Origin of the sequence: Flavobacterium lotistagni (assembly GCF_011392125.1) — a bacterium.
GTDB lineage: Bacteria > Bacteroidota > Bacteroidia > Flavobacteriales > Flavobacteriaceae > Flavobacterium > Flavobacterium lotistagni.
This window is the reverse complement of the sequence record NZ_JAAJBU010000002.1, coordinates 374,800-387,777: the sequence shown is the minus strand read 5'-3', so window position 1 is coordinate 387,777 and position 12,978 is coordinate 374,800. Positions and strand designations below refer to the sequence as shown.

The window sequence follows — 12,978 nt, the reverse complement described above, 5'->3', positions numbered from 1 at the left end:
GGTACCCGAATGACAAATCCTAGTTGTAAAATATTGATTACTGGAGGCGCCGGATTTATCGGTTCTAATCTCTGCGAATACTTTATAAACAAAGGACATCAAGTAGTTTGCTTGGATAATTTTGCTACGGGTCATCGGCACAATCTCGAGGCTATAATCAGTCATCCGAACTTTACTTTGATTGAGGGCGATATCAGAAATCCCGAAGATTGCCAGAAGGCCGTTCAAGGTTGTGATTATGTCTTGCATCAAGCGGCTTTGGGTTCAGTTCCAAGGTCGATTAAAGATCCGGTTACGACCAATGAAGTCAATATTTCGGGTTTTGTCAATATGTTGATTGCTTCCCGAGATGCTCAAGTCAAGCGGTTTGTATATGCGGCCAGTTCTTCTACCTATGGCGATTCAGAGAAATTACCCAAAGTAGAACCCAACATCGGTAAGCCATTGTCTCCGTATGCGATTACGAAATATGTGAATGAGTTGTACGCAGAGAATTTCAGCAAAATATACGCGATAGAAACCATAGGACTCAGATATTTTAACGTATTTGGGCGCAAGCAGGATCCAAACGGAGCTTATGCAGCGGTCATCCCGAAATTTGTAATGCAATTCATGAAGCACGAAAGCCCGACCATCAACGGAGACGGAAATTATTCGCGCGATTTTACCTATATTGATAACATCATTCAAATCAACGAATTGGCGATGCTTACGCAAAATCCTGAGGCGGTCAATACAGTTTATAATGCAGCTTTCGGAGATCGCACCACGCTCAACGATTTGGTTTTTTATCTTAAAGAATTGCTTGCTGAGTTCGATGCAACCATAGGTGAAGTTCCAGTTATTCACGGCCCGAATCGAGCAGGCGATATTCCGCATTCTTTGGCCAGCATTGACAAAGCCAAGCAATTTTTAGGCTATGCTCCAAAATTTTCCATGCGTGAAGGTTTGGCCGAAGCAGTCAAATGGTATTGGTCGCATTTAAAATAAATTGAAATAAAACAAACATGAAAATAGCTGTAGTAGGTTTAGGATATGTAGGATTGCCATTGGCCCGCCTTTTTGCGACCAAATATCCGGTAGTCGGTTTCGATATTAACCAATCACGGGTAGACCAATTGAATGCCGGAACAGACTTTACTTTAGAAGTCGAACCGGAATTGCTTCAATCGGTATTGCTCAAAAATCCAAAAGAAAATGCAGTAGGGTTGTATTGTTCTACTCAGCTAGACGATATCCGTGATTGCAATTATTACATAGTGACAGTGCCTACGCCGGTCGATAAAAACAATCGTCCAGATTTGACTCCATTATATAAGTCTAGTGAGACGGTTGGGAAAGTACTGAAAAAAGGTGATATTGTGATTTACGAATCAACGGTGTATCCCGGAGTTACCGAAGAGGAATGTGTTCCGGTTTTGGAGAAAATCAGTGGTTTGAAATTCAACGTCGATTTCTTTGCGGGCTATTCTCCAGAACGAATCAATCCAGGAGACAAACTTCATACAGTAGAGAAAATCTTGAAAGTGACGGCGGGTTCAACGCCCGAAATAGGATTGAAGGTCAACGAACTTTATAAATCGGTAATTACTGCCGGTACGCACTTAGCACCCACCATCAAAGTGGCAGAAGCGGCAAAAGTCATCGAAAATTCGCAGCGCGACATTAATATCGCCTTTGTCAACGAATTGTCGAAAATCTTTAATATTCTCGGTATCGACACCCATTCTGTGTTAGAAGCGGCAGGTACAAAGTGGAATTTCCTTCCGTTCAAACCCGGTTTGGTCGGTGGTCATTGTATTGGTGTCGATCCATATTATCTGGCTCAAAAAGCGCAAGAAATGGGCTATCATCCCGAAATTATTTTAGCTGGAAGAAGACTCAACGACAGTATGGGTGAATATGTGGCTTCGCAAGTGGTCAAGCTCATGATCAAAAAAGGGGTAGTAGTTAATGGGGCTAAACTATTGATGCTTGGAATTACTTTCAAAGAAAATTGCCCCGATGTTAGAAACACAAAAATTGTCGATGTGATTGCCGCTCTAGCTGATTACGGGATTCAAGTTAATATTTATGACCCATGGGCAAACCCTGACGAAGTCGCGCATGAATACCAACTCAAAACTACCACCAGCCTGCCAGACGAAAAATTTGACGCGATTGTTTTAGGCGTGGCTCATGACAAATTCAAGCCGCTAAATTTCGATTCCTTGAAAAAAGAAAATGCCGTATTGTATGATGTTAAAGGCATCCTTGGCGCTATTGCAGATGCTAAATTATAAACTAATATAATCATGAAAATTACTTCCATTTGTTGCATCGGGGCAGGCTATGTTGGTGGGCCCACCATGGCGATGATTGCACAGAAATGTCCACATATTAAAGTGACAGTGGTAGATTTAAACGAAGATCGAATCAATGCTTGGAACGATCCGGACGTCAATAATATTCCCATTTACGAGCCAGGCCTAAGTGCGTTGGTTGCCGAAACCAGAGGGCGTAATTTATTTTTTACTACCGAGGTAGAAAAAGGTATTGATGAATCCCAAATGATTTTTATATCGGTCAATACACCAACCAAAACTTATGGTCTAGGCAAAGGAATGGCAGCCGATTTAAAATACATAGAACTTTGTGCACGTCAAATCGCGATGGTAGCCAAAGATGATAAAATTGTAGTTGAGAAATCTACTTTACCGGTAAGAACGGCCGAGGCTATCCAAAATATTTTAGATAATACGGGTAATGGCGTACAATTTCAAATTCTTTCCAATCCGGAGTTTTTAGCAGAAGGCACTGCTGTAGAAGATTTGCACAATCCTGATCGTGTACTAATAGGAGGAAACCCTACCCCAAGAGGCACGCAAGCCATCAACGCACTTGTAGAAATTTATGCCAACTGGGTGCCCAAAGACAGAATTTTAACGACTAATTTATGGTCGTCAGAATTATCCAAGTTAACAGCAAATGCCTATTTGGCACAGCGTGTTTCGTCTATTAATGCCTTGTCTGAATTGTGTGAAAGAACCGGTGCTGACGTTAACGAAGTAGCCCGAGCCATCGGTATGGATAGCCGAATCGGACCAAAGTTCCTTAAAGCATCTGTTGGCTTCGGTGGTTCCTGCTTTCAAAAAGACATTTTGAATTTGGTGTACATCGCCAAATCTTATGGTTTGAATGAAGTGGCTGACTATTGGGAACAAGTCGTGATTATGAACGACCATCAAAAGCGCCGTTTTGCCAATAACATCATTCAAACATTATATAACACGGTCGCTGACAAAAAGATTACTTTTTTAGGTTGGGCTTTCAAGAAAGACACTAATGATTCTAGAGAATCTGCCGCTATTAATGTTGCCGATCATCTTTTACACGAAAAAGCGAATATTGCTGTTTTCGATCCTAAGGTTAGAAGCAAACAAGTCATCTCAGATTTGCAGTATCTCAATGAAATGGAGTTGTCAGAACTTGAAAAATCTGTAGCAGTATTTGAAGACCCTTATCAGGCTTGCGAGAAAGCGCATGCGATTGCCATCATGACCGAATGGGACGAGTTCAAGAACTATGACTGGAAAAAAATCTACGATAACATGCAAAAACCAGCTTTTATTTTTGATGGCCGAAACCTACTTGATCCAGAAAAAATGCGGGCTATCGGCTTTATATTTTCTGCAGTAGGAAGCGCTCGCTAGACCTCATTATCAAAACATCAATAGACTGTAAAATCGATATGAAATAGTGTCGGTTTTGCAGTCTTTTTTTGTGCTTACTCCAATTAAAATTTTTATTTTTAACAAAATTTTATAGTTCAAAATAAAACGAGTACTTTTGTTACTCGTTATTAAGTAATTTCTAATGTTAGAAACCCTCATTACTTCCAAAACCAGGATTCGCATATTAGTTAAATTTTTTATCAATGTGGCCAACAACGGTTACTTGAGAGGATTGGCAGAAGAACTCAACGAATCGACCAATTCCATCCGCAAAGAACTCAACAACCTGCTCGATGCGGGTTATCTCGAGAAGGAATCCATTCAGAATAAAATCATTTACAAGGCCAACACTAAGCATCCACTTTTTTCTATTCTGCAGAAAATTGTGCGTCAGCATATTGGTCTTGATGCCATGATTGAACTGATTTTGCAACGAATGGGACAAGTGGAGTTAGTAGTTTTAATTGGTGATTACGCCAAAGGCATCGATAGCGGAACCATAGAAGTAGTACTGGTTGGAAAAGATTTGAATTCAGAGTATATCGAACAATTGATGGTGAAGATTGAACATGAAATTAAGCGTAGGGTTCGTTTTCATATCACAGAAGAGCACAACGGCGAAGGCCTGATTGTATACGGAGCTTAGAAGTTATGCCTTGGTATGTCATTTACACGAAACCCAGAAATGAAAAGAAAGTAGCCGAACGATTGAAATTGGCCGGAATTACCGCTTTTTGCCCGATGATTAACATGGTCAAACAGTGGTCAGATCGCAAAAAGAAAGTACAAGTGCCATTGCTGAATTCGTATGTTTTCGTGCAGTTGGAAGAAAAAAACCGCGAGGCAGTATTCCAAATCAGTGGTGTTGTTCGGTACTTGTTCTGGCTAGGAAAGCCCGCTGTGGTTCGTGAAGATGAAATTGACGCGCTCAAGAACGGACTCAAAGACACGATGGCTTCTTTCGAAGTCAAAGACATAAAAGTAGGCGATTTGTTGCCAATTCCTAGTGGCCCATTCCAAGGCAAGGAAGGAATTATCAAACAAATCAACAAGAATAGTTTACAATTGGTGCTGACTGAACTAGGCGTACTGATTACGCTTCATAAAGAAGACAAATTGTAAAAAAATAAAGTTCACGTTTTAAATGAATTAGCCCTGAAAATGGGACTGATGGGGCGAAGCCGTAGCAAAAAGCAACTGTAAAATGAAAAAAATACTCATCACTGGAGGCGCAGGATTTATCGGTTCGCATGTGGTTCGTCGCATGGTTCAAAAATATCCTAACTATCAAATTGTCAATCTAGATGCGTTGACTTATGCGGGCAATCTAGAGAATATCGCGGATATTGAGCACGAACCCAATTACACTTTTGTGAAAGGAGATATCGTAGATGCTGATTTTATCTCGGCACTTTTCAGAACGCACCAATTCGATGGAGTGATACATTTGGCTGCTGAATCACATGTGGATCGCTCCATTACTGATCCTTTGGCTTTTGTGAAAACGAATGTAATCGGAACGATGAATTTGCTTAATGCAGCCAAAGAAATTTGGAAAGGCAACTTCGAAGGAAAGCGTTTTTACCATATTAGCACAGATGAAGTATACGGAACTTTAGGAGCTACAGGTTTGTTTACTGAAACTACGCCTTACGACCCTAATTCGCCTTATTCCGCATCTAAAGCTAGTTCCGATCATTTTGTACGCGCTTACGGAGAAACTTACGGTTTGCCCTACGTGATTACGAACTGCTCAAACAATTATGGTCCGAACCATTTTCCGGAAAAACTCATTCCGCTATTAATCAACAACATCCTTCAAAATAAGCCTTTGCCTGTTTATGGTGACGGAAAATATACCCGAGATTGGCTATTTGTGAAAGATCATGCCGTAGCGATTGACTTGGTTTTTCACGAGGGAAAAAATCATGAAACCTACAACATTGGTGGTTTTAACGAATGGCAGAACATCGATTTGGTACGTTTGCTTTGTCGGAAAATGGATAGTAAACTAAACCAAACTGAAGGCACAGCTGAGCAGCTCATCACTTTTGTGAAAGACCGCCCAGGTCATGATTTGCGTTATGCCATCGATGCGACGAAAATCAATCGAGAACTCGGTTGGAAGCCATCGGTTACTTTTGAAGAAGGCTTGGAGCAAACCATCGATTGGTATCTGCAGAATAAAACTTGGCTCGAGAATGTCACCAGTGGCAGCTACCAGAAATACTACGAAAAGCAATACCAATAAACGCATTTTCAATGGAATCTAAACAAGATCTTACTCAGCCGCATATTATCGAACTTCCAAAAATTATGGATGTTCGCGGCAATTTGTCGTTTTTGCAGAACCAAGATCAGATTCCGTTCGATATCAAACGTGTGTTTTGGATATATGATGTACCCGGTGGCGAAACCCGTGGAGGGCATGCGTATAAAACCCAACAAGAAATTATCATTGTCATCAGCGGCAGCCTTGACATTATTGTAGTGGATGTTCACGGAAATCAAAGCAAATTCTGTCTGAATCGTTCCTATTACGGGCTCTATATCCCACCGATGCATTGGCGCCATTTAGAGAATTTCTCTACCAATTCGGTGTCGGTGCATTTGTCAAGTTCTGATTTTTCTGAAGCCGATTATATCCGCAATTACAACGAATTCCTCACAAAACCATAAGATGAAAACCACCACTGTTTTTGATTGCACCATGGTCGAGTTACCGATTAATCACCAAGCCAATGGCAATTTGACCGCCGTGAGCAATAGCAATCAAGTTCCGTTCGACATCAAGCGGGTTTATTATTTGTACGACGTTCCGGGCGGATTCAGTCGCGGCGGGCACGGACATCTGGAATTGCAGCAACTCATTGTTGCACTCAGCGGCAGTTTCGATATTATTGTCGACGACGGTCAAGTCAAAAGAACTTTTCACCTCTCGCGTCCGAACATGGGTTTGTATATGCCTTCTGGGCTTTGGCGTGAACTTGACAATTTTTCCAGCGGATCAATCTGTTTTGTTTTGGCTTCGATTGAATATGACGAAAAAGACTATTTCCGCAATTACGACCAATTCAAAGCATGGAAATCCTCGAAGTAAACGCTGCGCAATACGCCGACTATTTCCCGAATCCGAAGCAGGTTTTCAATTCGGCAGCCTTTAATGCACTCAATAGTTACAAATGCGAGCAGGTATTTTACTTAGTTTTTAAAGACACCAAAGTTAGGCTAGGAATTATTTTCGGATTGCGCGCCAATAAAATCGTTTCGCCATTTTCTGCACCTTTCGGAGGTTTTGAAGCCGCCAATGATGAGGTGCGTTTGCAACAAATTGATGCCGCAATTGAGACTCTAATCCAATGGGCCACAGAGAAAAAATTTGAAGGAATTCGCATTGTATCGCCCTCGTTTTTTTATCGAGAAAATTTCCTGAACAAAATATACAATTGCTTATACAGAAGCGGTTTTCAAACCAGCAACATTGAACTAAATTACCAATTTCCTACTCGAAAATTTACTGAAAATTATGCATCGGAGATCTGGTATAACGCCAAGAAAAACCTCAAACGAGCCCAGCAAGCGGGATTGGTCTTCGAGGAATTGACATCAGAAAATGCTAAATTAGCTTACGATGTCATTGCCCAAAACCGAAGCGAACGCGGTTTCCCACTGCGCATGACTTGGGAGCAAGTTCAAGAAACATTACAAGTAGTTAAAGCCGATTTTTTTCTAGTCAAAAGAGAGCAAATGGCTACCGCTGCAGCCGTCGTTTTTCATGTTGCTGAAGCCATTGTACAAGTAATTTACTGGGGCGATTTGCCTGCTTACGCCGAACATAAGACGATGAATTTCTTGTCATTCGAGGTTTTCAAATACTACAAGCAGCAAGGAATTCAAATCATTGACATCGGTCCATCTACCGAAGATTCTGTCCCGAATTATGGCTTGTGTGAGTTCAAAGAAAGTATTGGCTGCGAGATCAGTATCAAAACCGAATTTTATAAACCGCTGAACTGATGTTTGTACTGCATCCGGATCCGTTTTTGTTGCCCGCTTACCGCATCAGCCCTTTTCAGACTATGCATCTGGCTCAGAACGCAGCATTGGAAACCAACGATTTTGCCTCTGCCTATTTTGACCAACGTTTCGGAAAAAACCAATGGCAGTATACCTTGAACGGCCGCGAGGCGATTCGGTTGGCACTTCAAAATTATAATTTGCAACCTACTGATTTAGTAACGATACTAACCACGTCGGAGAATTTTTATATTAGTTCTTGCGTGACTAAAACCATCGAGGCCTTTTGCCAATGGAACCGAACCTTGAGTAGCGCTACCAAGTTGATTTTGGTGAACCACGAATTCGGTTATCCGCATCCCGAAATGGAAAAGCTCAAAGCTTCCGGTTTGCCTATTATTGAAGATTGTTGTACCACGTTTTTCAGTCAGGATGTTCAGAATAAAGTAGGTCAATACGGCGATTTTTCAACCTATAGTTTTCCTAAGTTTTTCCCAATTCAAATTGGAGGTTTGATCGTGGCCAATTCAGGTTATTCAACTTCGTTAACTTCTCAAATGAGCCCTATTGAAAAACAGTATCTTGAGAAAGTCATGTCGTATTACTTAATGCAAAGCAGCGATTTGCTGAGCCAACGAAAAGCCAATTTTGACTACGCTCACCAAGCCTTTCAATCGTTAGGTTTTAGTTTGAGATTTCCCAAATATGACCATGTGGTGCCGTCTGCCTTGCTTTTGAACAACCACCAACAAATTCTAGATTTGCCTTTGCTCAAAGATTATTTAGCCCAACACGGCATCCAAAGTAGCGTGTTTTATGGTGAAGATGCATTCTTCATTCCTTGCCATCAGAACTTATGCAGAGCGGATATCGATTATTTCGTTGAGGTGATTACTGCTTTTAAACAACAAACGATTCATGGGTAAAGCAAAGATTGTTTTGGCCGGTTTTGGTCAGCCGATTATTGATCTCTACCAATGGTTAGCGAGCGATTTTGATATTTTGGGTATCATTGTAGATTATCATCGTCGGGCTAAATTCCCCAACTTTTATGAATTTCTAGAAAGCAACCAGTTGTCGATTCTGGATTTTGAAAGCGCCCAAAAACTACAAGCTCAAGCCATTGTGGTATATAATTACAACAAGATTATTTCGGTTGCTAATATACAAGTTCCTTATTTGCTCAACATTCACATGGGTTTACTGCCAATTTATAGAGGAAATAATGCGAATTCTTGGGCGATTCTTAACGGAGATTACACGGTGGGTTATACGCTTCACGAGGTCAATGAAAAACTCGACCAAGGCGATATCTATTACAAATTCGGTTATACTATTCAAGCCAATGAGACCTATTTTCACGCCAAGCAAGCCATGAAAGCCGACATGCAGCAAAATCTTTCCGCACAAATTGTCCAAATCCTACAGGGCAAAGTGACTGCGCAAAGCCAGAAAGACGCTTCGTTCCTATATGCTTGCCCGCTCGTGCCGCAAGATGGAATTATTACCGATTGGAACCAACCCACGCAGGATTTCATCAGGCGGTATATGGTTTTTGCCAGACCATTAGGCACAGGGCTTCAATTAGAATACAACAATACTTTATACGAAATCAATCAACTTTCGGAAGTGCCAGGGTTTTTATCATCCAAAGGAATTCCCGGAGCGGTCGTATTACTTACTTCCGAAGGAGCCGCTTGGATCAAAACCGCAGATACGGCCATTGCTATCGAAAGTCTTACTCAAGACGGAAATGTCATTTTGCCGTCAGCACTATTTAAAATCGGACAAAGATTATGATCAAATTTTTAGATCTTCAGAAAATCAATGCTTTACACGCCAAGGAGCTGAAAGAGGCCGCAGCCCAAGTCATCGATTCAGGTTGGTTCTTAATGGGAAACCAACTCAATAGTTTCGAGGAAAAACTGGCCAAGTATATCGGTGCTTCGCATGCTATTGGCGTAGCAAATGGGTTGGACGCCTTGCGTCTGATTCTTAAAGCGTACATCGATTTGGGTGTAATGGCAGCCGGCGACGAGGTCATCGTTCCAGCCAATACTTACATTGCTTCCTTGTTGGCCATTTCAGACAATCAGTTAAAGCCGGTTTTGGTTGAGCCAAGTATCCATTCGTATAACCTCGACATTGATTTAATCGAGAAAAGCATTACCGCCAAAACCAAAGCCATTATGGTGGTGCATTTGTACGGACAAGTTTGTTGGAGCGACGATTTGCAAACTTTAGCTAAAAAATATAGCCTCAAGATTATTGAAGACAACGCTCAAGCTATCGGTGCACAGTGGAACGGCATCAAAACCGGGAATCTCGGTGATGCTGCGGGTTTCAGTTTTTATCCTGGGAAAAATCTCGGTGCTTTAGGCGATGCTGGAGCAGTAACCACTAATGATTCAGTTTTGGCAGCACAAGTTCGCGCACTAGGCAATTACGGGAGCAAACAGAAATACGTCAATGAGTTTTTGGGTTTGAATAGTAGGCTCGATGAAGTTCAGGCTGCTTTTCTAAAGGTCAAACTCGCGCATATCGATGCCGAGAACCAATACCGAAGAACATTGGCCTCAGCTTATCTCAATGGAATCAAACATCCGGAAATCCAGTTGCCGGTGCCTTCGAACAAGAACTTCAAACCTGAGGAAAATACAGAACACGTTTGGCATTTGTTTGTTATTCGTCACCCAAGAAGAAATGAATTACAACAATACCTTACCGATAACGGCATACAAACTTTGATTCATTACCCAATTCCGCCTAATAAGCAGTTGGCTTACAAAGAAATGAATGGTATTGACTATCCAATTACCAATGAAATCCACGAGACGGTTTTGAGTTTGCCCATCAGTCCGGTGCTTACAGAAACAGAAGTAGCTACTATTATCGAAGCATTAAACCGTTTCCAATGAATGCAAAGGCAACAGCACTAAAGCTAATCCTATAAATCCTAAATAAATGTGCCCGTTTCAATGACAACCGATTTAGGAAAGTAAAAAGGGAACTTAAAAACAAACAGTTAATTAATTCAGAATAAATGTTAGACAACAAATCAATACTCATCACAGGCGGAACGGGTTCTTTGGGAAAAGAACTTACCAAGACCATATTGAAAAAATGGCCGAACATCCGAAAACTGGTCATTTACTCCCGAGACGAGCAAAAGCAATTTCAGATGGCACAGGAATTTCCAGAATCGAAATATCCGGCTATTCGTTATTTTATTGGCGATGTACGCGACTTGGAACGACTCAAAAGAGCGTTCAATGGTATTGATTATGTTATCCATGCGGCAGCGATGAAGCATGTCCATATCGCAGAGTACAATCCGGATGAGTGCGTAAAAACTAACATTGGCGGAGCTGAGAACGTGATTAAGGCAAGTTTGTCCTCAACCGTTTCTAAAGTCGTTGCCCTTTCTACCGATAAAGCATGTGCGCCAATCAATCTTTACGGAGCAACCAAACTAACTTCAGACAAGTTATTCATTGCAGCCAACAACATCAAAGGCGCGCAGGACATTAAATTTTCGGTGGTGCGTTATGGTAATGTGATGGGTTCCAACGGTTCGGTGATTCCGTTTTTTATGGAGAAAAGAAAAGAAGGCGTTTTGCCCATTACCGACCCAAACATGACGCGTTTCAACATATCGTTAGAAGGTGGAGTCGATATGGTTTTACACGCGCTTGAAACTGCTTGGGGCGGCGAATTGTTTGTGCCGAAAATCCCATCATACAGAATTCTTGATGTGGCGCAGGCTATCGGACCGGATTGTGAACACCGCATTAGTGGTATTCGTCCGGGCGAGAAAATCCACGAAGAAATGATTACCTCATCAGATTCTTTCACCACTTATGATTTAGGAAAATACTACGTCATTTTGCCACAAGTCACCACTTGGAATTTGAATGCTTACATCGAGAAGTTCAATGCCAAACTGGTTCCGCAAGGATTTAATTATACTTCCGGTGAAAATACCGAATGGGAAACTGTCGATTCTTTACGGGCTTTGATTAAAGAGCATTTATACCCGGATTTTACCGTTTAAAATATGATACCTTACGGAAGACAAAATATAACCGAGCAAGATATTGCCGCTGTAGCCCAAGCGCTCAAAGGTGACTTTCTGACACAAGGCCCAACAATTCTTGAGTTTGAAAAGCAATTTGCACAGTATATCGGATGCAAGTTTGCCGTAGCTGTAGCCAACGGAACGGCAGCTTTGCACTTGAATGCGCTGGCTTTGAACGTAAAGCCCGGCGATAAAGTGATTACGACACCCATTACTTTTGCGGCTTCAGCCAATTGTATCCGCTATTGTGGTGGCGAGGTGGTTTTTGCCGACATCGACCCGAAAACTTATTTGCTCGACATCAACAAAGTAGAAGCCCTACTAAAAGCGTCGCCAAAAGGTACTTACCAAGGCATCGTTCCTGTAGATTTTGCTGGACGTGCCGTTGATTTAGAAGCTTTCCGAAAACTCGCGGACGAATATGGCTTATGGATTATTCAAGATTCGTGTCATTCGCCCGGCGGGTATTTCATCGATAGCAAAGGACAAAAACAAAACTGCGGCAACGGAAATTTTGCCGACCTAGCGATTTTTTCGTTTCATCCCGTGAAGCATATTGCCACAGGCGAGGGCGGAATGATTACCACTAACGACGAAAAACTCTACAAAAAACTCTTAGAGCTAAGAACGCATGGTATAACGCGTGATGCGGCTATTTTCCAGAATTCGCCATCATTTGCGGCAGGCCAAGAAGTTCCATACGATAGCGCTTATCCGGGCTGGTACATGGAAATGCAGACTTTGGGTTACAATTACCGTTTCACCGATTTTCAAGCCGCTTTGGGTATTAGCCAACTCTCGCGCGCAGATGAAGGTTTGCAACGCAGAAAGCAAATTGCAAAAAAATACAACGAGCGTTTCTCAAGCCATTCCAAAATTGAAGGTCATTCTGGCTTTGTGGAAGGCCACGCTTACCACTTGTATGTGATTGAAGTAGAAGATCGTTTGGGTTTATACAATGCTTTGCGCGAAGACCAGATTTTTGCCCAAATCCATTATATTCCTTGCCATCTGATGCCTTATTACCGTCAGTTTGGTTGGAAGGAAGGCGATATGCCGAATGCCGAAAACTATTACAAACATTGTATCAGTTTACCAATGTTTCCTACACTGACCGAGCAGCAGCAGGATTTTGTGATTCAAAAAGTGGAGGCTTTTTTAAACCGATAA

The 12,978-nt window shown here is 41.8% G+C and carries 14 protein-coding genes; all 14 read left to right on the top strand.

Features of this window, described 5'->3' with window-relative positions; all coding sequences use genetic code 11:
- Positions 1 to 9 precede the first annotated feature (9 nt).
- The 14 genes from G4D82_RS04490 (at position 10) to pseC (ending at position 12,978) form a co-directional block, all read left to right on the top strand.
- Positions 10 to 990 carry an SDR family oxidoreductase gene (locus G4D82_RS04490; RefSeq protein WP_166334954.1) on the top strand — a complete coding sequence of 327 codons (981 nt, stop codon included), beginning with the start codon at positions 10 to 12 and terminating at the stop codon, positions 988 to 990.
- Positions 991 to 1,007: 17 nt separating this feature from the next.
- A complete protein-coding gene (locus G4D82_RS04485; RefSeq protein WP_166334952.1) occupies positions 1,008 to 2,282 on the top strand; it encodes a nucleotide sugar dehydrogenase in 1,275 nt (424 codons plus the stop codon).
- A 12-nt stretch (positions 2,283 to 2,294) separates the two neighbouring features.
- Positions 2,295 to 3,692: a UDP-glucose 6-dehydrogenase gene (locus G4D82_RS04480; RefSeq protein ID WP_166334950.1), complete on the top strand. Its 1,398-nt coding sequence runs from the start codon at positions 2,295 to 2,297 to the stop codon at positions 3,690 to 3,692.
- Between the two features lie 163 nt (positions 3,693 to 3,855).
- Positions 3,856 to 4,359, top strand: a complete 504-nt coding sequence (locus G4D82_RS04475) for a helix-turn-helix domain-containing protein (RefSeq protein ID WP_166334948.1) — start codon at positions 3,856 to 3,858, stop codon at positions 4,357 to 4,359.
- A 5-nt stretch (positions 4,360 to 4,364) separates the two neighbouring features.
- Positions 4,365 to 4,835: a UpxY family transcription antiterminator gene (locus G4D82_RS04470; protein WP_166334946.1), complete on the top strand. Its 471-nt coding sequence runs from the start codon at positions 4,365 to 4,367 to the stop codon at positions 4,833 to 4,835.
- Between the two features lie 82 nt (positions 4,836 to 4,917).
- Entirely contained in the window at positions 4,918 to 5,964 is a 1,047-nt protein-coding gene (rfbB, locus tag G4D82_RS04465) for a dTDP-glucose 4,6-dehydratase (RefSeq protein WP_166334944.1), read from the top strand.
- A gap of 11 nt (positions 5,965 to 5,975) precedes the next feature.
- Positions 5,976 to 6,392 (top strand): sugar 3,4-ketoisomerase, encoded by a 417-nt coding sequence (locus G4D82_RS04460; protein ID WP_166334942.1) that lies wholly within the window; start codon positions 5,976 to 5,978, stop codon positions 6,390 to 6,392.
- 1 nt (position 6,393) lies between these two features.
- Positions 6,394 to 6,813, top strand: coding sequence for a sugar 3,4-ketoisomerase (locus tag G4D82_RS04455; protein WP_166334940.1), 420 nt, complete (start codon positions 6,394 to 6,396; stop codon positions 6,811 to 6,813).
- Positions 6,795 to 7,730, top strand: coding sequence for a hypothetical protein (locus tag G4D82_RS04450; protein WP_166334938.1), 936 nt, complete (start codon positions 6,795 to 6,797; stop codon positions 7,728 to 7,730). Before G4D82_RS04455 ends, G4D82_RS04450 begins: the two co-directional genes overlap by 19 nt.
- Positions 7,730 to 8,656, top strand: a complete 927-nt coding sequence (locus G4D82_RS04445; protein WP_166334937.1) for a DegT/DnrJ/EryC1/StrS family aminotransferase — start codon at positions 7,730 to 7,732, stop codon at positions 8,654 to 8,656. The genes G4D82_RS04450 and G4D82_RS04445 overlap by 1 nt, the downstream gene beginning before the upstream one ends.
- Positions 8,649 to 9,530: a formyltransferase family protein gene (locus G4D82_RS04440; RefSeq protein WP_166334936.1), complete on the top strand. Its 882-nt coding sequence runs from the start codon at positions 8,649 to 8,651 to the stop codon at positions 9,528 to 9,530. The genes G4D82_RS04445 and G4D82_RS04440 overlap by 8 nt, the downstream gene beginning before the upstream one ends.
- The gene (locus G4D82_RS04435) at positions 9,527 to 10,648 is read left to right on the top strand and encodes a DegT/DnrJ/EryC1/StrS family aminotransferase (protein ID WP_166334934.1); all 1,122 of its coding nucleotides are present in this window, start codon (positions 9,527 to 9,529) and stop codon (positions 10,646 to 10,648) included. Before G4D82_RS04440 ends, G4D82_RS04435 begins: the two co-directional genes overlap by 4 nt.
- A 125-nt stretch (positions 10,649 to 10,773) precedes the next feature.
- Positions 10,774 to 11,784, top strand: a complete 1,011-nt coding sequence (gene pseB, locus G4D82_RS14395) for a UDP-N-acetylglucosamine 4,6-dehydratase (inverting) (RefSeq protein WP_207788120.1) — start codon at positions 10,774 to 10,776, stop codon at positions 11,782 to 11,784.
- Positions 11,785 to 11,787: 3 nt separating this feature from the next.
- The gene (pseC, locus tag G4D82_RS14390; RefSeq protein WP_207788119.1) at positions 11,788 to 12,978 is read left to right on the top strand and encodes a UDP-4-amino-4,6-dideoxy-N-acetyl-beta-L-altrosamine transaminase; all 1,191 of its coding nucleotides are present in this window, start codon (positions 11,788 to 11,790) and stop codon (positions 12,976 to 12,978) included.